Origin of the sequence: Erythrobacter epiphyticus, assembly GCF_034653295.1 — a bacterium.
GTDB lineage: Bacteria > Pseudomonadota > Alphaproteobacteria > Sphingomonadales > Sphingomonadaceae > Erythrobacter.
In genome coordinates this window covers 152,598-171,693 of the sequence record NZ_JAYEEU010000002.1, presented here as the reverse complement: position 1 = coordinate 171,693, position 19,096 = coordinate 152,598, and the positions used below count along the sequence as shown (strand labels likewise).

General features: G+C 63.7%; 19 protein-coding genes. 10 read left to right on the top strand and 9 right to left on the bottom strand.

The window, feature by feature from the left end; translation table 11 throughout:
* Nucleotides 1-72 precede the first annotated feature (72 nt).
* A complete protein-coding gene (locus tag SOQ14_RS01285) occupies nucleotides 73-1,401 on the top strand; it encodes an amidohydrolase (protein ID WP_322896086.1) in 1,329 nt (442 codons plus the stop codon).
* A gap of 89 nt (nucleotides 1,402-1,490) precedes the next feature.
* On the opposite strand, the gene rpoH is transcribed toward SOQ14_RS01285, so the two are convergent.
* Entirely contained in the window at nucleotides 1,491-2,396 is a 906-nt protein-coding gene (rpoH, locus tag SOQ14_RS01280; protein ID WP_322896084.1) for an RNA polymerase sigma factor RpoH, read from the bottom strand.
* A gap of 115 nt (nucleotides 2,397-2,511) precedes the next feature.
* Entirely contained in the window at nucleotides 2,512-3,474 is a 963-nt protein-coding gene (locus SOQ14_RS01275) for an RluA family pseudouridine synthase (RefSeq protein WP_322896082.1), read from the bottom strand.
* A gap of 65 nt (nucleotides 3,475-3,539) precedes the next feature.
* Here SOQ14_RS01275 and SOQ14_RS01270 point away from each other — a divergent pair, with 65 nt between their 5' ends.
* The 7 genes from SOQ14_RS01270 (at nucleotide 3,540) to SOQ14_RS01240 (ending at nucleotide 9,468) form a co-directional block, all read left to right on the top strand.
* Entirely contained in the window at nucleotides 3,540-4,241 is a 702-nt protein-coding gene (locus SOQ14_RS01270; protein WP_322896080.1) for a Mov34/MPN/PAD-1 family protein, read from the top strand.
* Nucleotides 4,242-4,251: 10 nt separating this feature from the next.
* Nucleotides 4,252-4,905: a histidine phosphotransferase family protein gene (locus SOQ14_RS01265; protein WP_322896077.1), complete on the top strand. Its 654-nt coding sequence runs from the start codon at nucleotides 4,252-4,254 to the stop codon at nucleotides 4,903-4,905.
* Nucleotides 4,906-4,918: 13 nt separating this feature from the next.
* Entirely contained in the window at nucleotides 4,919-5,638 is a 720-nt protein-coding gene (locus SOQ14_RS01260; RefSeq protein WP_322896075.1) for an N-acetylmuramoyl-L-alanine amidase, read from the top strand.
* Between the two features lie 112 nt (nucleotides 5,639-5,750).
* On the top strand, nucleotides 5,751-6,920 hold the full coding sequence (locus tag SOQ14_RS01255) for an acetyl-CoA C-acetyltransferase (protein ID WP_322896073.1): 1,170 nt from the start codon (nucleotides 5,751-5,753) through the stop codon (nucleotides 6,918-6,920).
* Between the two features lie 132 nt (nucleotides 6,921-7,052).
* On the top strand, nucleotides 7,053-7,838 hold the full coding sequence (locus SOQ14_RS01250; protein ID WP_322896071.1) for an SDR family NAD(P)-dependent oxidoreductase: 786 nt from the start codon (nucleotides 7,053-7,055) through the stop codon (nucleotides 7,836-7,838).
* 297 nt (nucleotides 7,839-8,135) lie between these two features.
* Nucleotides 8,136-9,008, top strand: a complete 873-nt coding sequence (locus SOQ14_RS01245) for a crotonase/enoyl-CoA hydratase family protein (protein ID WP_322896069.1) — start codon at nucleotides 8,136-8,138, stop codon at nucleotides 9,006-9,008.
* Nucleotides 9,001-9,468 (top strand): MarR family winged helix-turn-helix transcriptional regulator, encoded by a 468-nt coding sequence (locus SOQ14_RS01240; protein WP_322896067.1) that lies wholly within the window; start codon nucleotides 9,001-9,003, stop codon nucleotides 9,466-9,468. Before SOQ14_RS01245 ends, SOQ14_RS01240 begins: the two co-directional genes overlap by 8 nt.
* Nucleotides 9,469-9,527: 59 nt before the next feature.
* On the opposite strand, the gene SOQ14_RS01235 is transcribed toward SOQ14_RS01240, so the two are convergent.
* The 7 genes from SOQ14_RS01235 to SOQ14_RS01205 all read right to left on the bottom strand — a co-directional run bounded on the left by SOQ14_RS01235 (nucleotide 9,528) and on the right by SOQ14_RS01205 (nucleotide 16,886).
* Nucleotides 9,528-10,523 carry a type II secretion system F family protein gene (locus SOQ14_RS01235; protein WP_322896065.1) on the bottom strand — a complete coding sequence of 332 codons (996 nt, stop codon included), beginning with the start codon at nucleotides 10,521-10,523 and terminating at the stop codon, nucleotides 9,528-9,530.
* Nucleotides 10,524-10,541: 18 nt separating this feature from the next.
* Nucleotides 10,542-11,513: a type II secretion system F family protein gene (locus SOQ14_RS01230; RefSeq protein WP_322896063.1), complete on the bottom strand. Its 972-nt coding sequence runs from the start codon at nucleotides 11,511-11,513 to the stop codon at nucleotides 10,542-10,544.
* 119 nt (nucleotides 11,514-11,632) lie between these two features.
* Nucleotides 11,633-12,913, bottom strand: coding sequence for a pilus assembly protein CpaE (locus SOQ14_RS01225; protein WP_322896061.1), 1,281 nt, complete (start codon nucleotides 12,911-12,913; stop codon nucleotides 11,633-11,635).
* A 3-nt stretch (nucleotides 12,914-12,916) separates the two neighbouring features.
* Entirely contained in the window at nucleotides 12,917-13,588 is a 672-nt protein-coding gene (locus tag SOQ14_RS01220; RefSeq protein WP_322896059.1) for a CpaD family pilus assembly protein, read from the bottom strand.
* A gap of 18 nt (nucleotides 13,589-13,606) precedes the next feature.
* Nucleotides 13,607-15,199, bottom strand: a complete 1,593-nt coding sequence (locus SOQ14_RS01215) for a type II and III secretion system protein family protein (RefSeq protein WP_322896056.1) — start codon at nucleotides 15,197-15,199, stop codon at nucleotides 13,607-13,609.
* A 74-nt stretch (nucleotides 15,200-15,273) separates the two neighbouring features.
* Entirely contained in the window at nucleotides 15,274-16,311 is a 1,038-nt protein-coding gene (gene cpaB, locus SOQ14_RS01210; protein ID WP_322896055.1) for a Flp pilus assembly protein CpaB, read from the bottom strand.
* Nucleotides 16,312-16,391: 80 nt separating this feature from the next.
* Nucleotides 16,392-16,886, bottom strand: coding sequence for an A24 family peptidase (locus SOQ14_RS01205; RefSeq protein ID WP_322896053.1), 495 nt, complete (start codon nucleotides 16,884-16,886; stop codon nucleotides 16,392-16,394).
* Nucleotides 16,887-17,045: 159 nt separating this feature from the next.
* On the opposite strand from SOQ14_RS01205, the gene SOQ14_RS01200 reads away from it, so the two are divergent.
* Together SOQ14_RS01200 and SOQ14_RS01195 are read left to right on the top strand one after the other, a co-directional pair.
* Nucleotides 17,046-17,978 carry an alpha/beta fold hydrolase gene (locus SOQ14_RS01200; protein WP_322896051.1) on the top strand — a complete coding sequence of 311 codons (933 nt, stop codon included), beginning with the start codon at nucleotides 17,046-17,048 and terminating at the stop codon, nucleotides 17,976-17,978.
* Complete coding sequence (locus SOQ14_RS01195; RefSeq protein WP_322896048.1) at nucleotides 17,975-19,096, top strand: NAD(P)/FAD-dependent oxidoreductase; 1,122 nt, start codon at nucleotides 17,975-17,977, stop codon at nucleotides 19,094-19,096. The genes SOQ14_RS01200 and SOQ14_RS01195 overlap by 4 nt, the downstream gene beginning before the upstream one ends.

The window sequence follows — 19,096 nt, the reverse complement described above, 5'->3', positions numbered from 1 at the left end:
ATGCGCCCGCGCGCTTGCGGGTGGATCAGGCGTGGGCTAGCGATGGAGCACAACAGGGGGAATGATACACCGATGCGCTTTTTCCATGCCGCCGCCAGCGTTCTGACGCTTGCTCTTGCCGCGCAATCCGTTGCGGCAGAGGACGCCGCAACCCGCAAGGCGATCGAGGTGGAGTATGACACCTACCTTGCGCCGCTGTTTCTCGATTTCCACCAGAACCCCGAGATGGGCTTCCTCGAAAACCGCACCGCCGCGAAGATGGCGGCTGAATTGCGCGCGGCCGGGCTGGAGGTGACGACAGGCGTCGGCAAGACCGGCGTGGTCGGCATTCTCAAGAACGGCGATGGCCCGCTGATCCTGCTGCGCGCCGATATGGACGGGCTGCCGGTCGAAGAGAAGACCGGGCTCGCTTACGCGTCCAAGGCCAAGCAGATCGGCGAGGACGGCAAGGAATATCCCACGATGCATGCCTGCGGGCATGACACCCACATCACTTCGATGGTGGGCACCGTGCGGCGGCTGGCGGCGATGAAGGACAAGTGGAGCGGCACGCTGATGTTTGTCGTCCAGCCCGCCGAAGAAGGCGTGCGCGGGGCCAAGGCGATGATGGAGGACGGGCTCTACCAGCGCTTCGGCAAGCCGGACTATGCGCTCGCTTTCCATGTCGCCGCCGAGCTGGAGACGGGCAAGGTCTCGGCCTCGGAAGGCATCCAGTATGCGTCCTCGGATTCGCTCGATATCCGCGTCCCCGGCATTGGCACGCATGGCGCGGCGCCGCATCTCGGGCGCGATCCGGTTTACATCGCCTCGCAGATCGTGACCGCGCTGCAATCGATCGACAGCCGCGAGATCGGGCCGCTCACCCCGGTGGTGGTCACGGTCGGCTCGTTCCATGCCGGATCAAAGCACAACATCATCTCCGACGAGGCGATGCTTCAGGTGACGGTGCGCGCCAATGACGAAGAGACGCGTGAGCAGGTGATTGCGACGATTTCGCGGATCGCGGTCAATATCGGCAAGGCGCATGGCCTGCCGGATAATCTGCCGGTCGAGGTCAAGCGGCTGTCAGGCACGCCCACCACCAATAATGATCCCGCGCTGGCGCGCCGCCTCAACGCGGTGATGCAGCGCGAGCTGGGCGCTGACGCGGTGGTGCCCTTCCAGCAGAAGAACATGGGGGCGGAAGATTTCACCTATTTCGTCGCCGCCGACACCGGCGTGCCGGGCTATTATTTCGCGGTGGGCGGGACGACGCCGGAACGCATCGCCGCGGCCAAGGCGGGCGGCCCGCCGATTGCCGGGCATCACTCCCCGCTGTTCCAGATCGCCCCGAGGGAGAGCATCGTGCTTGGCACTAGGGCGATGGTCGCCGCGGTGCTTGATCTCGCTCCGGCGAAGTAAGACCTCCACAAAGCAAAACCCCCGCCGAACTGATCGGCGGGGGCTTGCTTGTATTCGAGCGGCGCGCCGCTCAATCTTGGAAGCGCGTGTTACGCGACGCCGGGCAGCAGCCTTTCGCCCGCGATCCGCTGCATCGCCTTTTGCAGCTTTTCGAAGGCGCGCACTTCGATCTGGCGAATACGCTCGCGGCTGACATCATAGGCCTGCGACAATTCTTCGAGCGTCTGCGGCTTTTCCGTCAACCGGCGTTCGGTGAGGATATGCCGTTCCCGCTCGTTGAGGCTTTCCATCGCCTGCGAGAGCATTTCCATGCGCATCTGCGATTCTTCGGCATCGGCGACGGTTTCGTCCTGCAACGGGCGATCATCCACCAACCAATCCTGCCATTGGCCCGCGCCATCTTCGTCGGCGCGCATCGAGACGTTGAGCGAGGCATCGCCGCCCATCATCATGCGCCGGTTCATGTTGATGACTTCTTGCTCGGGCACGCCGAGATCGGTCGCGATCTTGGCGACATCCTCGGCTGACAGATCGCTGTCTTCGTAGGCTTCGAGCTGCTTCTTCATGCGGCGCAGGTTGAAGAACAGCTTCTTCTGCGCCGAAGTGGTGCCCATCTTCACCAAGCTCCACGAGCGCAGGATGAATTCCTGCATCGAAGCCTTGATCCACCACATCGCGTAGGTCGCGAGGCGGAAGCCACGATCGGGTTCGAATTTCTTGACGCCCTGCATCAGGCCGACATTGCCTTCGGAAATGAGATCCGCGAGCGGCAAGCCATAGCCGCGATAGCCCATCGCGATCTTGGCGACGAGCCGCAGGTGGCTCGACACAAGCTGCGCGGCAGCTTCGGGGTCTTCATGTTCCTGATAACGCTTGGCGAGCATATATTCCTGCTCGGCTGTCAGCACCGGGTATTTGCGGATTTCCGCAAGATAGCGGTTGAGGCTTTGCTCTCCGCTCAACGCCGGGAGCGACTGGGTCTTGGGCTTGTTCATGGGTAACCTGACCTTTCTATAGTCGACCGCTCTGCGCAGGACCTCTGAGGAGCATCCGGCGGCTTGGGCCACTGGAATCGCATATAGACGCAATTTTCGTGCTGTGCTGCTTATTTCATCGATAACTACTGCCAAGTTCGTCGATCAGTTCCCGCATATCTTCGGGCAGGGGGCTGGCAAACCGCAGCGCCTCGCCGGTGACGGGGTGGATGAAGCCCAGTTCCGCCGCGTGAAGCGCTTGCCGGGCAAATCCGAGTCGCTCCAGCACGGGGCGCAGCGGCTTGGGGGTTCGCCCATAAAGCGGATCGCCCAATAACGGGTGACCGATTGACGCACAGTGAACGCGCACCTGATGGGTTCGTCCGGTCTCCAGCCGGCATTCGATCAGCGCCGACCCATCCAGTGTCTCAAGCGTCGTATAATGCGTGATGGCATGTTTCCCGCGCGAGGAATTGTTGGGCAGCACAGACATTTTCTTGCGGTCGCTGTCGGAGCGCCCGAGCCGGGCATTGATGGTGCCGGCGGGCGGTGCAGGGTGTCCGGCGCACACCGCCAGATAGCGGCGATGGACGGTGTGGGCGGCAAATTGTCTGGCGAGGCCTTCGTGCGCGGCATCGCTTTTGGCGACAACCAGCAGGCCAGAAGTGTCCTTGTCGATCCGGTGGACAATGCCAGGCCGCGCCACCCCGCCAATCCCCGAAAGCTGGCCCTGACAATGGTGCAGCAGCGCATTGACGAGCGTGCCCGCCGGGTTCCCCGCCGCAGGGTGGACGACCATGCCCGCGGGCTTCTCGATCACGATCAGGTGTGCGTCCTCATAGGCGATCGCAAGCGGGATATCCTCGGGCGCAGCGATTGCCTCGGCAGCGGGCGGGACAGAGATCGCGAAAGCCGTGCCTTGCGCCACTTTGAGCGAGGCGGTGCTGGCCGGCTTGCCCGCGACTTCGACCCGCCCTTCCTCGATCAGCGCCTGGATGCGCGCGCGCGATAGACCCGTGGCCTCGGCCAAGGCCTTGTCGAGGCGGGCGGGCGCAGCAATGGTGCCCTCCAGCACTACAGCCCGATCTTGATGAGTCACCACCGGCCTCTTTCTCCATTCGCCCTGAGCTTGTCGAAGGGCCGTCTTTCACCTAGCCGTTTCGTATGGCGTTCTGGGCCTACATGCTGCATTGCCGAGGGGGCAAGTTCTATACAGGTCACACCGATGATCTGGAGCGGCGGTTGGCACAACATCAGTCGGGAATACACAAAGGCTTTACCAGCGATAAACTGCCCGTCGTACTGGTATGGTCGCAAGAATTTCCCAGCCGTTATGAGGCGATCGCCGCCGAGCGGCAGATCAAGGGCTGGTCGCGGGCGAAAAAGCTGGCACTGATCCGGGGCGATTGGGATGCGGTATCACGTCACGCCAAGGGGAAAAGCGGCCCTTCGACAAGCTCAGGGCAAACGGGGATTGAGGTTGCTGCTCAGGCTTTAGTCCAGATGCGTGCCGCCGCTTTTGCCGCGCATCCCCAAGAGGCTTGCGGGATATTGCTGGGAGAGGGGGACCGCATCACTGCTGCCGTGGCGGCGCGCAATGTCCACCCTGCGCCGCGCACGCATTTCGAGATCGATCCCCAGGCGCTGATCGATGCGCACCGCGCCGCCCGGACGCCGGGCGCGCCGCAGGTGCTTGGCTATTTTCATGCGCATCCCTCGGGCCTTGTTGCACCTTCCGCGACCGATCAGGCACAAGCGGCGCGTGATGGCGCTATCTGGGCGATCATTGCAGGCGATGCCGTGGCCTTGTGGCGTGATGGCGCGGGAGGCTTTGCTGCTCTTTCCTTTACCATAATCGAAAGCTAGGACGCAGGGCATGACTTCGCAAACCGATCTTGCCGCGATGCTGTGTTCGCGGCTGTGCCATGATATGCTCTCGCCGGTAGGGGCGCTCGCCAACGGGCTCGAATTGCTGGCCGACGAGCAAGACCCTGACATGCGCGCCAAGTGTGTCGAACTGCTCGAACATTCGGCGCGGATCAGCGCTGACAAGCTCAAGTTCTTCCGTCTTGCCTTTGGCGCTGCGGGTGGCTTTGGCGAGGCGATCCCAATCATCGAAGCGCAAACGATCATCAATGCGCTCGCCGCCGATAACAAGCGGGTGACGATCAACTGGGCGATCAACGATCCGAGCCTGCCCAAGCCCGCGATCAAGGTGCTGCTCAACCTCGCGCAGATCGCGCTGGATACGCTGGTGCGCGGCGGGACGCTGGATATTGGTGCCGAGCGGCGCGAGGGCGCGGTCGAGATCGTGGCGCGCGCCAAGGGCGATCGGATCGCCTTTGACGAGACGATCGGCCGCGCGCTGCAAGGCGATCTGGCGGCCCATGAAATCACCAGCCGCACTGCGGCAGCGCATATGATTGCGCTGGTGGCCGAGGAACTGGGCGGCGGGTTGCAATACAAGCTGGGTGATGGCGTGCTGGTTCTGGGAGCGGTGCTCCCCGAACCTGAAGGTCTGATTGGCTGAGGGAGGCAGGGCGATGGGCGGCGATGAATTGATTCACGAGGAACGCCTTTCGCCCAATCATGATGACCGCACCCTGCCGATCTCGATGGTGGTGCTGCACTACACCGAGATGAAGCCGGTCGGCGCGGCGCTTGATCGGATGACCGATCCTGAGGCCAAGGTCAGCGCGCATTATTGCATCACCGAAGAAGGCGGCGTGATTCGGCTGGTGCCGGAAGAGCGCCGCGCATGGCACGCGGGTGCATCCTACTGGCGCGGCATTCCGGATGTGAATTCGGCGAGTATCGGCATCGAGCTGGACCATCCGGGCCATGCGAGCGAGAACGGAGGCTATCGCGGCTTTGCCGATGCGCAGATCGATGCGCTGATCCCGCTGCTCGCGCGGATCGTGAAGCAATATGACATTCCCCGCGCCAATGTGGTTGGCCATTCCTGCGTCGCGCCGATGCGCAAGATCGATCCGGGCGAGCTGTTCCCGTGGGATCGCCTCGCCGATTACCGGCTGTGCCTGCCGCGTCCCGGATGCCTTGCGGCGGGCAATCCGTTCCACAATAACGGGGCGTTCTTTCTCGCTCTCGAGCGGTTCGGCTATGACATCACCGATCAGGTGAAGGCGGTCGAGGCGTTCGAACGCCGCTGGCGGCCCGAACGCATCACCGGCGTGCCCGATGGCGAGGTGGCCGCGATCCTGTGGCAATTGCTGCTTGATCGCGATCAGGGCCGCACGCGCTAAGATTGCGCGGCGCGCGCATCTTACCCGCTTGATTCCCGCGCGCGGCTCCCATAGGCGACTCCGCGCGAAGCAAGTGGCGATCAGCAACTGATTACCCGGAGGAGAGAGAAGCATGACCACAGCTTATATTGTCGAAGCCGTGCGCTCGGCTGGTGGCCGCCGCGGCGGGCGTCTGGCCGGGGTTCATCCGGTTGATCTGTTGGCCAAGTCGCTGGATGCGATTGTCGAGCGCTCGGGCATTGATCCCAAGGCGATCGACGATGTGGTGACAGGCTGTGTGTCGCAGGCTGGTGAACAGGCTTTGCAGGTCGGGCGCATGGGCGTGCTCGCCTCGAAGCTGCTGCCGCAGTCGACCCCGGCTGTTACCATCGACCGCCAGTGCGGCTCCTCGCAGCAGGCGATCCAGTTCGCTGCGCAGGCCGTGATGAGCGGGACGCAGGATGTGGTAATCGCGAGCGGCGTTGAAAGCATGACCCGCGTGCCGATGGGCTCCAACGTCACGCTGCACATGAAGGAAGGGCTCTATGCCAAGGCCGCGGGCCTTGAGGAAAAGTTCCCCGGCATCAATTTCAGCCAGTTCATGGGCGCGGAGATGATCGTCAAGAAGCATGGCTTCACCAAGGACGAGCTCGATCGTTTTGCCCTCTCGAGCCATGAAAAGGCGATTGCCGCGACTAAGGCCGGGGCCTTCGAGCGTGAGATTGTCGCTGTGGAAGTGGAAACCCCCGAAGGTCCGCAGTTGCACACCATTGATGAAGGCATCCGCTTCGATGCGACGCTGGAAGGCATTGCCGGGGTCAAGCTGCTCTCGCCCGATGGCGCGATCACGGCGGCCTCGTCGAGCCAGATTTGCGATGGCTCATCGGCGGTGCTGGTGGTGTCCGAAGCGGCGCTGAAGGCCCACGGCCTCACCCCGCTGGCGCGCATCCACAACCTGACGGTGACTGCGGGCGATCCCGTGATCATGCTCGAAGAGCCGCTGTTCGCGACCGACCGCGCCTTGCAGCGTGCGGGCCTGACCATCGACGATATTGATCTGTTCGAAGTCAACGAAGCTTTCGCTTCGGTGCCGCTCGCATGGCTCAAGCACACCGGCGCCGATCCCGAGCGGCTCAATGTCCATGGCGGCGCGATTGCGCTGGGCCACCCGCTCGGTGCCTCGGGCACCAAGCTGATGGCGACGCTGGTTCACGCGCTGAAGCGCCACGGCAAGAAGTATGGCCTGCAAACGATGTGCGAAGGCGGCGGCGTCGCCAACGTGACGATTATCGAGGCGCTTTGACCTCAATCACTCAAACCCGTTCGCTCTGAGCTTGTCGAAGGGCCGTCCTCCTTTAGAGGACACGGGGCAGAAGAAAGTGCAGGGCTTCGACAAGCTCAGCCCGAACGGAAATTGGATCAGGAGAGAATCAAGATGGAAGTTTCAGCCAACACCCCCGCCGTCGTCACTGGCGGTGCTTCGGGCCTCGGCGCGGCCACCGCGCGCGCTTTGGCCGCCAAGGGCGCCAAGGTCGCGATCTTCGACATGAACGAGGAAAAGGGCGAGGCCCTCGCTGCCGAAATCGGCGGCGTGTTCTGCAAGGTCAACGTGACCAGCGATGAAGATGTCGATGCCGGTTTCGCCAAGGCCCGCGCTGCCCACGGGCAGGAGCGTATCCTCGTCAACTGCGCCGGGATCGGCAACGCGATCAAGACCGCCAGCCGCAGCAAGGAAGATGGCTCGATCAAGCACTTCCCGATTTCGGCTTTCGATTTCGTCATTCAGGTCAACCTGATCGGCACCTTCCGCTGCATCGCCAAGTCGGCGGCCGGCATGATGACGCTCGACCCGATCGACGAATTCGGTGAGCGCGGCGCGATCGTCAACACCGCCTCGGTGGCGGGTGAAGATGGCCAGATCGGTCAGGCGGCGTACTCGGCTTCGAAGGCGGGCGTGATCGGCATGACGCTCCCCATCGCGCGCGACCTGATGAACGAAGGCATCCGGGTGAACACCATCCTGCCGGGCATCTTCGACACCCCGCTGCTCGCCGCCGCGCCGCAGAATGTGCGCGATGCGCTCGCCGCATCCGTGCCGTTCCCCAAGCGTCTCGGCATGCCGGTGGAATATGCCAAGCTCGCCATGACCATGATCGAGACCGGCTACTTCAACGGCGAAGACGTGCGTCTCGACGGCGGTATCCGGATGGCCCCTCGCTGATCGCGAGGGGTGGCCGCATGGCGCCGCGCTAAGTCTCAGTCGCATCCTGCGAATTGCCGCCCCCGCGCCGACTGGCGCGGGGGCGGTTTCGTTTCCGGCGTTAGCCGTGCGGCGGACGCGGTTTCCTACATCCCAGCGCATCCCTAAGCTTGCCCCCATGCCGCGCGCCTTGCTTTGCCTTGATAGCTTTCTTCCCCTGTCAAAATTGCACGCCTGCCTGAGGCTTGTTTTCATGTTCTGGACAGTGTCTCATGTGTCTCCAACAGGCCCGAAGATGAACGGCGAGGAGAGGAACCCATGAGCGCATACACCCAGATCATCGTCGACAAGGCTGACGGGATCGCCACCATCACGCTCAACCGGCCCGAGAAGATGAACGCCTATGCCCGCACCATGGGTGAGGAGATCATCGCGGCGATGGACGATATTGACGCCGATGATGCGGTGCGCGCGGTGATCTTCACGGGCAGCGGTGAGCGGGCCTTCTGCGCCGGGGCTGATCTGACGCCCAAGGGTGGCGGGCAGGTATTTGCCAGCGGAGATCAGGTTGAAAGCCTGTCCGATCCGCGCGTGCGCGATGGCGGGGGCCTGCTGACACTGCGGCTGTTCGAGAGCAAGAAGCCGCTGATCTCGGCCTGCAACGGCGTGGCAGTGGGGGTTGGCGCGACGATGCAGCTCGCCATGGATATCCGGCTTGCGAGCGATACGGCGCGCTATGGCTTTGTCTTCGCGCGGCGCGGGATCGTGCCCGAGGCCGCCTCAAGCTGGTTCCTGCCGCGCATCGTCGGCATCCAGCAGGCGCTCGAATGGTGCTACACCGGCCGGGTGTTCGATGCGGCCGAGGCCAAGACCGGCGGGCTGGTGCGTTCGGTCCATGCTCCGGGCGATCTCATGCCTGCTGCCCGCGCGCTCGCCCGCGAGATTGCCGATAACACCTCGGCGATTTCGGTGGCGCTGACGCGGGCGATGATGTGGCGCCTGATGAGCGCCGATCACCCGATGGAGGCACACAAGATCGATAGCCGCGCGATCTATCGCCTCAGCCGCGGGGCCGATGCCAAGGAAGGCATTGCCAGCTTCCTAGAAAAGCGCGCCCCCGCCTATCCGGGCAAGGTCAGCGCGGATATGCCCGATTTCTACCCGTGGTGGGACGCGCGCCCCTATGCGTGAAGATGCGGGCCAACTCGCCGGATTTCTGCCCTATCAGCTCTCGATTGCCTCGAACGCGGTCAGCAGCCTGATCGCCGAACGCTATCGCAAGCGGTTCGGGCTCAAGATCCCCGAATGGCGGGTGATCGCGGTGCTGGGCGATGCTGTCTCAGACCACGGGCTCACCCAGCGCGCGCTGACGCGGGCAACCCTGATGGACAAGGTTGCCGTCAACCGGGCGGTGCGGGTGCTGGAAGAGCGCGGCTTGATCGCGCGCCTGCCCAATCCGGTTGATGGCCGTTCGCAATTGCTTGAACTGACCGCGGAGGGCCGGGCGATCCATGCCGAGGTGATGCCGCTGGCGCTGGCGACCGAGCGCGATCTGCTGGCGCGCTTCGCACCGGCGGAGCAGGCCTTGCTGCGCGCGATGCTCGAACAGGTGCGCGCACAGGCGCAGGCGATGCTGGGAGAGCAGGACTGAAACGAAACGGGCCGACCCTTTCGAGGGCCGGCCCGCATGGTGCATTGATCAATCAGTGCTTATTTGATCAGCGCATCGGAGATTGCACAGGCTGCCGGGCCAAGAATGACGACGAACAGGCACGGCAGAATGAACAGGATCAGCGGGACGGTCATGATCGCGGGGAGGCGCGCAGCCTTTTCCTCGGCCCGCATCATGCGCTCGTTGCGGAACTCTGCCGAGAGCACACGCAGCGCGCTGGCCAGCGGCGTGCCGTATTTCTCGGTCTGGATCATGGTGGTGACCACGCCCTTCACCGATTCAAGGTTCACGCGGTAGGCGAGGTTGTTGAAGGCGGTGCGCCGTTCATTGAGAAAGCTCAGTTCGATCGCTGTCAGGGCGAATTCATCGCCCAGTTCGGGATAGGCGCGGCCCAGTTCGCGCGCGACGCGGTTGAACGCCGCATCGACAGTCAAGCCGGCTTCGGCGCAGATCACCAGCAGATCGAGCGCATCAGGCAAGCCCTTCTGGATTTCCTTGGTGCGCTTGGTCGCTTCGTTGCTCAGGTAGATTTCCGGCCCTTTGTAGCCGATGATGACCGCCGCAGCGAAGAACATGAAGCGCTGGAAATCGCCCCAGTCGGGGAAGTATTCGACAAGATAGACCAGCACTGCGGCGATCCCGCCGAGCACCAGCGGCAGCACTGCGCGGGCACCGATCACATAGACCGCCAGTTCTTTGTTGCGAAAACCGGCATGGGCGAGCTTCTGCTGGATCGCCTCAAGCTGGCTCTGCTGGAGCACTTTCATCTGGTCCAGCCGCTCGCGCACTTTTTCGGTGCCTTGCGAGGCGCGCCGCAGCGAGTTTCGCTTCTTGGCTGATGCCGTGACGATCCCCGCCTTGAGCTGTTCGCGGCGCCCTTCGAGGGCTTTGACGCGCTTGGCCATCGGATCGCGGATGGTGACCGCGGCATAGATCGCCAGCACCATCGCGAAGGCGGCGAGACCCGACAATATGGTCCCCACCAGCATCACGTCGAAACCGAGCAAGGTGGGTCCGGGAGGTTGGTTGATCATGGCTTACGCTCCCACAACTCAGATTTCGAAATTGACCATCTTGGCCATGATGAAGACACCGATCCCCATCCATAGCAACCCGCCGATCCCCGCCACCATCAGGCGTTCATCGACAAAGAAGGCACCGATGTATTCGGCATTGGCCCAGGTGATCAGCAGGAACACGATGAAGGGCAGCGAGCCGACGATATAGGCCGAGGCCTTGGCTTCGGAACTCATCGCCTTGATTTTGAGCTTCATCTGGGCGCGCTTGCGCAGCACATCGGCCAGGTTCGACAACGTTTCTGCAAGGTTGCCACCAGTTTCGCGCTGGATGGCCAAAGTGATGCAGAAGAAGTTGAATTCAGCGATGTTGAGCCGGTTGGCGGTATCCTGCAACGCATCTTCCATCGTCTTGCCGACCTTGATGCGATCAATGATCCCCTTGAATTCGACCCCCACCGGGCCCGCTACTTCCTGTGCAACCACCGCGAGGGTTTCGGTCACGGGCAGACCGGAACGAAGCCCGCGCACCAGCAGTTCGATGGCATCCGGGAACTTGGCATTGAACTGGTTGGTGCGCTTCTTGATCAGTCTGTTGACATACATGTGCGGCAGGCCTGCGCCGATCAGCACGCCAACACCAAGCGCCAGCAACGGCGCTCCGCTCTGGATGAATGTCGGCACCGCCACGAAAAGGCCGATGCCGAGCGAGGTGTAGGTATATTGCGAGATCGTCCATGGCATGCCGGTACGATCGAGCCGCAGGGCAAGTGCTTCGAGCCGCGATCCCGAGCCAGCCTTGGTGTAGCGGGCGGGTTTGCGGGCAGCCAAAGCACGCTTGAACTGCGCTTCGACCTTGGAGTCAGCGCTTTCGGCGTGACGGAGGCGCAGCGTTTCCAGCCGCCGCTTGGTTGCCGAGGCGGCGTTTGGACCGGTCAGCAGTATATAGCCGCCGAGCACGACCGTAAAAAGCACCAGCGTGGCAAGCAGGGTATCAATGAAGGTCATCGGACTGGCTCCTGCTCAGGCAGAAATCGACGTGGGACACATGAGGCGCAGGTCACGCGCAGCAGGCAGGCCGGACAAATGTGCCGCGCTCAGTTGCGGGCCATTTATCCGGCATCGCCTCATGCCGCGGTCTCGGTTTCGCTCTTGTTCTTTTTGGGCAGCAGTGCCTTGAGATCGAAATTGCCGAGCAGCGACTTCTTTTCTTCTGGGATTGCGCCCGGATCTTCTTCGCTTGCGCCCATTACGCGCTCAGCGATCTGACGGATTGCCGCGGTCGCCTTGCTCGAACGGTTGGCGTCGACGAACACCTGCCCAAGCTTGGCGGCGTTGCAGGCGGCCTTGTAGTCATAAGGCACCACGAAATCGATCTTACGTTCGATCGAGCTTTCGAAGTCGCCCCGGCTGATTTCGCTGATGCCGGGCTGCACCTTGTTGGCGACGATCATCGGATGCGCGTGGCTCGCATTGCTCTTGAGCCACGACAGCAGCCGGATGGTATCGCGCGCCGAGGCGAGGGTCATTTCGCACACCAGCAGCACCAGATTCACATCGCCCATGAGTTGCGGGAAATTGATCAGCATGTTGCGCGGCATGTCGATGACCGTCATCTCGAAGGCCTGACGGAATTCGTCCTCCAACTGCACAAAGGCCGAACCATCGGTCATCAGCGGATGGTGGATCGGCGCTTCGGCCGAGAGGATCGAGAGGTTGTCATTGGCGCGCACCATCGCGCGCTCAATGAACAGCCCGTCAATACGGCTGGGGTTTTCGATGGCATCGGTCAGGCCGCGCCCCGGCTCAAGATCAAGCGCGAGCGCGTCCGTGCCAAAATGCACGTCGAGGTCGAGCAGAGCGGTCGAGAGCTTGTGGGTATCGCTGAACAGCCAGCCGAGCGAGGTGGCGAGTGTCGATGCCCCAACCCCGCCGCGCGTGCCCACGACAGCAGTCGAGATGTGCCGCTTGCTGGCATCGCCGTCGCCCATCTTCGGGGTCGTGAAAACGGCCAGCGCCTGATTGATGGCATCATGCACCTGCTGCGCCGAGAGCGGCTTGAGCAGATAATCATGGATCCCGCTCGCCAGCAGATCGCGGTAGAGGCGCACGTCATTGACTTGGCCCATCGCAATCACCACCGTGCCCGGTTCGCACACTTCGGCAAGCGCGTTGATATCATTGAGCGGATCGCCGCTTTCAGACAGATCGACGATCAGGATCGCCGGGCTCGCGCTCACCGAAAGTGACTGCACGGCATTGCGCAGGCCGCCGCGGTTGCACTTTTCCGGCTGCCAGCCGAGTTCGATCACGACCGGGCGCAGGACATCCAGCGCGGCATCATCGCAAATGAAGGCCGCGAACGGATCGCGATTGCCGGGCAGACCCGATTTCCAAGGAGCATTCATCGCTTAGTTTCCTCCGCCATTGCCGCCACCGGCGCTTGCATCCTGCAGGCCGCCAGCCCCGGTGGGCGTGGCCTCACGCAGGGTGTTGATGGCCTTGTTCGACGTGTTGATCAGCGTTTCGCTCGATCCCTTGCGACCTTCCAGCAGGTCCTGCGGATCAGCGACCATCGCGGCCATGTTGCTGTTGACCGCGCAGCCGTGGTTGGGGCTCATGCCATTGGTGTAGTTCATATCGGATCGGGCCGACCAATCAGGGCAGCCCGGCACGCTCGCGCTTGACCGGGTGATCACAATGCGGGCCATTCCGGGATTGAGCGCGCCGCCCGTGGTGGGCGCGGTGCCCTTGACGATCAGGCCATAACGCGCCGCCAGATCATTCACCGCATTGGCGACAGCCGGATTGAGCGTGGGATCGTCCACCGTAATGCGATCGCCGTAACGCAGATCCATGGTTTCGAACCAGCCGCTGAGGCGCTGTTGTTCGCTGATTGCCAGCCCGCCGGGCGTGGTGGTCACGTCAAAGGTGAAGTTGGTGCGTTCGATTACCGGCTGCTTGGTGCTGTAGAGTGTGGTGTTGGTCGGCATCCCGCCGCAACCCGCAAGGCCGAGGCTCAAAGCGAGGCCAAGCGCGAGGGCCGAGGCCTGGCGCATTCTTGATGTTTGGGTGAAGGTCATCTGTCTCACCTTTCTCGCTTAGAAGCTGAAGCCGGGGGTGGCGGCGTTTGCTTCACGCTGTGCCTTGCCACCCTTCTTTTCCGAACGGCGCGGCTGCTGCGGCTGGCTCGGGATCAGCGGGGCCCCGGTGGCATCGCCGACTTGCGGTGCGACCGGTGCGCCCTCACCGGGCGCCGCCATCGGGCCGGGACGTTCTTCGCCCGAAACCCCTGCGTGGTCCTTGAAGCCGAGCAGCTGATCGAGCTCGCTCGACGAGGCATAGCCATCGGTCGGCAGCTTGATGTCGCTCGCGTCCACCGGCTTCACCAGATAAGGCGTAACCACGATCACCAGCTCGGTTTCGCCGCGACGGAATTCGCGGCTGCGGAACAGGTTGCCGAGGATCGGCACGTCGCCGAGACCCGGCGCCTTGTCGAGCGAGCGCTGCGAATTGGCGCTCATCAGGCCAGCGATCATGAAGCTCTGGCCCGAGCCCAGTTCCACCGTGGTTTCGGTGCGGCGGGTGGTGAGCGCAGGCACCTGGAAGCCGTTGAGCGTGATCGACCCCTGGGTCGAAAGCTCCGACACTTCGGGGCGAACCCGCAAGGAGATGCGGCCATTCGACAGCACCGTCGGGGTGTAGGCGAGGCTGACGCCGAATTCGCGGAACTGGATGGCGACCTGCCCAAGCCCTTGCGAAATCGGGATCGGGAATTCGCCGCCAGCAAGGAAGGTTGCGGTTTCGCCCGAAAGCGCCGTGAGGTTCGGCTGCGAAAGTGTTGTAACAAGACCTAGGCGTTCGGACAGATCCATCGCGCCCAACATGTTCAGACCAAACAGACGCCCGAGGCCCGCAAGCGAGGTCCCCCCTTGCGAATCGACCGAAGGGCCGACCAATTCGGTACCATCGGGCAAACGGATCGAGGTCTGCGCCGCGCCATTGCCGACACCCAGCGGGCCGCCATAGCTGAATTCCTGTCCGCCAATGGCCCGGCCCGTGCCGACACCAAAGCGGAAGCCGCTGGTCGCGTCAGCCATCTGGAGATTGCCGCCAACCTCCCGCAGCAAGCTGCGGCTGACTTCGGCAAACTTGACCTGAAGGTTGACCTGCAAGGGTGTTGCGGTCTTCAACCGGGTGATGACATTGGCATCCTCGCCGAGGAAAGCCTGCACCAGCCGTTCCGCTTCGGCCGCATCTTCCGGGGCAGCCACGGTCCCGGTCAGGAGCACGGTGTTGGTGCCCATGGTCGAGACGCTGATCTTGGCATCAGGCATCGCCAGCGCCATCATCTGATCAATACTGCCGATGTTCGATCCGACCCGGATATTGGCCGAGAAGATCACATCGCCGCGGGTGTTGCTGGCGTAGATGGTGGTTTCGCCGCCTGCCTTGCCGAAGACATAGAGCTGGCTTTGCGACTTGACCTGCACATCGGCGACCGCTTCGTTGGCGACGAAGACATCCGCCATCGTGCCCGGCACGGCGACCAGCTGGCCCTTGCCAATCGAGAGGACAATGTCCTGGCTCGGCCGGATAACCTGTTGCGCAGTGGCGGTAACCAGCGGCACTCCTGCCAGCGGCGCGGCCATCAGCGCGGCCACCAGCCACTTTGCCTTGGAATTCTGTTTCATTGCTCGCCCCCCTTCGGGTCTAGCTGCTTGCACGTGAACGGGTGTGGATCGCCGGGATCGTTGCATCTGACGGATCATTTCGCTGCGCCCTTCTGGATAACCACTTCCTCAACGGCCTTGCCGCGGCTGATCCGAACGACCGGGCCGGTGCGAACCTGCATGCCATAGCCTGCCGGCGCCGCAGCTGCAGGAGCGGCGGGTGCCGCCGGTGCGCCACTGGCATCACCGGCGCGGGCCTGCTGAGGCGGAGGAGTCGAGCGCTGGAAGCGCGAGACATCACCGCCGGTGGCATAGCTGGTGCCTTTCTCGACCGGACGCGACATCGCGTTTTTGATAAGGCGTTCTTCCTGCTCGCGGGTGGCGTTGGCCGGAATGGTGATGTCACCTGCGGCCAGCGCGCGCTCCAACTCGTCCGAGCCGTCGCGGATCGAACGCAGCACGAGGCTGAGCTGACCAATCGTCTGGGCCACGGCAATCTTCTCGGCTATCTTGGGCGTGACTTCGAGCGTGACCGTCTGGAAGGTGTTGACCACCGTCTTGCCCGCTTCGTCAGTGGTCTGCTCGGTGGTCTGGTCGGTTGCCAGCACGCGCAGATTGCTCAGCACGGTCTCCGCTGCCTTGAGCGGCGTGCCTTCGCCTTCCACCGTCTGGGTCAGGACGAGATCGATACGGTCGCCCGGAAAGACGAACCCGGCCACCCCGGTCTGCGCCGACACCGGCACCGTCACGGCGCGCATGCCCGGCCCGAGAGCCGCTGCCAGGAACCCGCGGTCGCCCGGCGAAACCAGCGCGCCCTGAGTCACCGGCTCGCCCGCCGTGACGGGGAAGCGCACCACGGTGCCCATCAGCTTGGTGAGATCGGCTTCACCATCGATGAAATAGGCATCTTGCACCAGTTCATTCGGCCAAGGCTGAAACCCGACCGAGTCAGCGGTAATGATCGTGCCGACCGGCAAGGCCCGCTTGGCAACAAGCACGCGCGGCCCGGTGGGCTGCGCGGCGGCTTCAGCGGCCGGTGCACTGCCGCCTGTCAGCATGGTGCGTGCGGCAAAGGCTGTCCCGATCGCAATGATCAATGCGCCGAGCAACAGAACCAGTTTCTTCCTATCCATGGCGGTCAAGCCCCCTCATGACGGCCCGATTGGTTACCGGGCGAGTATGGTTTATCGGTGTAAGTCCAGAGTGGTTAAAATCAGGTTGACTGCCCGACAGCCGCCATTGCGGCGGCGGGCATGTAGTTGGCAGCCAACACCCAAAGGCCGCCGAAAGCGATCGCCACGCCATAGGGAATCGCCAGTTTGTGTCGCTGGCGGCGAGTGACATGCCATGCCCCCATGACGAGCGTCAGCACGCCTCCGGCAAGCGCCATCACCACCAGCAATTGCAGAAAACTTGTAGGTTCGATCCAGAGCGCGAGCACGGTGAGCAGCTTGACATCGCCGCCGCCCATCATGCGCAGCGCGAACAGCCCGGCCAGCACCACGAAGACAGCGAGCGCGATACCGAGTTGCAGCGCCACACCGGGCCACAAGGTCAGCCCGCTAGCCCACCAGAACGCAGGTGCCCCCAAGGCAATGGCAAGGTTCAGCCAGTTGTCGATCTGACGCCGCCGGATATCGGTGAAGGCAGCAAAGACGAGCGCGATTGCCAAGGCAATGAGCAGGCCGTACTGGATGGTTTCTTGCACTGTAAGCCCCCTGAAACCGGGCCGCCAAGCTGCTTGGCAGTCCTGTATTGGGACACGTGCTACAGAACAGTGCTTACCAAAAAGTAACCACGCGGGGAGCGAAAGATCAGGACCCTAACGACCTCGTCGCCGATTGATCGTCGCACAATCCCGGCTGCGGTGACCGAAAGTCATTGGTACGCGCGCGATGGCCATGCCCTGCGGCGGATCGACTGGCCGGGCGTGCCGGATGCGAGCGGCGCGCTGCGCGGCGCGATCCTGTTCTTTCCCGGGCGCGGGGATTTCTACGAGAAGTATCTCGAAACGCTCGAACAATGGCATCAGGATGGCTGGCGGGTGACCGCTGCCGACTGGCGCGGACAGGCGGGTTCAGGCCGGCTCGGCAAGGATCCCGTCACCGGCCATATCGCGGATTTTGCCATGTGGATTGCCGATCTCGCCGCCTTCTGGGCCGATTGGGTCTCCACCACGCCCGGCCCGCATGTGCTGGCGGGCCATTCGATGGGCGGCCATCTGGTGCTGCGCGGTGTCATGGAAGGCCGTGTCGCACCCGATGCCTTGGTGCTGAGCGCGCCGATGGTCGGCGTCAAAGGGCCTGCTCTGCCGCTGGCACTGCTTCACGGCGTGGCTCGCTTGATGTGCGCGCTGGGTGAGCCGACCCGCCCGGCATGGAAGTGGAGCGAGAAGCCGGGGGAGCTTCCCGCGGGCCGCGCCGATTTGCTCACGCATGATGCCGCGCGCTATGGCGACGAGGAATTCTGGCGCGAGACGCGGCCCGAACTGGTGATGGGCCCGGCGAGCTGGCGCTGGGTCGAACGTGCCTATGCCTCGTGGCCGCAATTGGAGGCACCGGGCGCATTGGAAGCGGTGACGATCCCGGTGCTGATCCTTTCGACCAGCGCGGATGCGCTGGTGAGCCATCCCGCCAATCTCCGCGCGGCGCAGCGCTTGCCCAAGGGCGAACTGGTGGCCTTCGGGCCGGAAGCGCGTCACGAAATCCTGCGCGAAGTTGACCCGGTGCGCGATCGCGCGATGGCAGCGATCCGCGAATTCCTTGATCGGTGTGCCCCGCATGCTAATCCGCCGGCATGAGCGACGCTGAACTTTTTGATTTCGCCATCATCGGCGCTGGCATGGCCGGAGCAAGCCTTGCTGCCGAACTCGCGCCCCATGCCCGCGTCTTGCTGCTCGAGGCGGAAGACGCACCCGGCTATCACGCGACCGGGCGTTCGGCAGCGTTCTGGGACGAATGCTATGGCGGGCCGGAAATCGTCCCGCTGACGCTCGCATCGCTCGATTACCTGACGCAGCAGGGCGTGCTCAGCCCGCGCGGCGCGGTTTACCTTTCCCATGCCGATCACCGCGCCGAGATCGATGCTTTCATCGCGCGCTTCGCGCCGACGGGCGCGCGGATCGAGCGGCTCGATACCGCAGCGCTGGCCGCGCGCGTGCCGCATCTGCGCCCCGATTGGGCGGGCGAAGCGGTCGCTGCGCCGTTCTGCGCGGATATTGATGTGGCCGGGCTCCACCAGCATTATCTTGGCACAGCGCGCCGCCATGGGGTGCAGATTGTCTGCCGCGCCCGGCTGGCCGAGGCCACACGGGTGGCGGGTGTGTGGCAACTCATGACAGAACAAGGGAGCGCATGGCGGGCTGCAACCCTCGTCAATGCCGCGGGGGCGTGGGCTGATACCATCGCCAGCATAGCGGGCGTGCGTCCGCTCGGCATCGCCCCCAAGCGGCGCACTGTCGCCCAATTGCGCGTCGCCCCCGAGGCCCCGGCTGACCTGCCGCTCACCATCGATATCGCGGGCAGTTTCTACTTCAAGCCGGATAATGGCCGCCTGTGGCTCTCGCCGCATGACGAAATCCCGTCCGACCCGTGCGATGCCGCACCCGAAGAGATCGACGTGGCGATCGCGATCGACCGTTTTCAGCAGGTGACCGACTGGCCAATCGTGGCGGTCGAGCGGCGTTGGGCGGGCCTCCGAAGCTTCGCGCCGGATCGCGCGCCGGTCTATGGGGCTGATCCGGCCTCGCCGGGCTTCTTCTGGTTTGCGGGGCAGGGCGGCTTCGGCATCCAGACAGCGCCCGCCGCGGCACGGCTGGCGGCGCAATTGCTGCTGGGGCAGGCGCGCGATGCGATGATCGCGCGGCTCGATGCGACGCTCTACGCGCCGGACCGGCTTGGCACCGCCGCCAGCGTGTAA

Bases quoted from the DNA above. Each gene is read 5' to 3' on its own strand.
- rpoH (WP_322896084.1), bottom strand. From the start codon at position 2,396: ATGAACAAGCCCAAGACCCAGTCGCTCCCGGCGTTGAGCGGAGAGCAA.
- SOQ14_RS01220 (WP_322896059.1), bottom strand. From the start codon at position 13,588: ATGACCTTCACCCAAACATCAAGAATGCGCCAGGCCTCGGCCCTCGCG.
- SOQ14_RS01195 (WP_322896048.1), top strand. From the start codon at position 17,975: ATGAGCGACGCTGAACTTTTTGATTTCGCCATCATCGGCGCTGGCATG.
- SOQ14_RS01240 (WP_322896067.1), top strand. From the start codon at position 9,001: ATGCGTGAAGATGCGGGCCAACTCGCCGGATTTCTGCCCTATCAGCTC.
- SOQ14_RS01265 (WP_322896077.1), top strand. From the start codon at position 4,252: ATGACTTCGCAAACCGATCTTGCCGCGATGCTGTGTTCGCGGCTGTGC.
- SOQ14_RS01235 (WP_322896065.1), bottom strand. From the start codon at position 10,523: ATGATCAACCAACCTCCCGGACCCACCTTGCTCGGTTTCGACGTGATG.
- SOQ14_RS01245 (WP_322896069.1), top strand. From the start codon at position 8,136: ATGAGCGCATACACCCAGATCATCGTCGACAAGGCTGACGGGATCGCC.
- cpaB (WP_322896055.1), bottom strand. From the start codon at position 16,311: ATGGATAGGAAGAAACTGGTTCTGTTGCTCGGCGCATTGATCATTGCG.
- SOQ14_RS01285 (WP_322896086.1), top strand. From the start codon at position 73: ATGCGCTTTTTCCATGCCGCCGCCAGCGTTCTGACGCTTGCTCTTGCC.
- SOQ14_RS01260 (WP_322896075.1), top strand. From the start codon at position 4,919: ATGGGCGGCGATGAATTGATTCACGAGGAACGCCTTTCGCCCAATCAT.
- SOQ14_RS01270 (WP_322896080.1), top strand. From the start codon at position 3,540: ATGGCGTTCTGGGCCTACATGCTGCATTGCCGAGGGGGCAAGTTCTAT.
- SOQ14_RS01230 (WP_322896063.1), bottom strand. From the start codon at position 11,513: ATGACCTTCATTGATACCCTGCTTGCCACGCTGGTGCTTTTTACGGTC.
- SOQ14_RS01215 (WP_322896056.1), bottom strand. From the start codon at position 15,199: ATGAAACAGAATTCCAAGGCAAAGTGGCTGGTGGCCGCGCTGATGGCC.
- SOQ14_RS01255 (WP_322896073.1), top strand. From the start codon at position 5,751: ATGACCACAGCTTATATTGTCGAAGCCGTGCGCTCGGCTGGTGGCCGC.
- SOQ14_RS01225 (WP_322896061.1), bottom strand. From the start codon at position 12,913: ATGAATGCTCCTTGGAAATCGGGTCTGCCCGGCAATCGCGATCCGTTC.
- SOQ14_RS01250 (WP_322896071.1), top strand. From the start codon at position 7,053: ATGGAAGTTTCAGCCAACACCCCCGCCGTCGTCACTGGCGGTGCTTCG.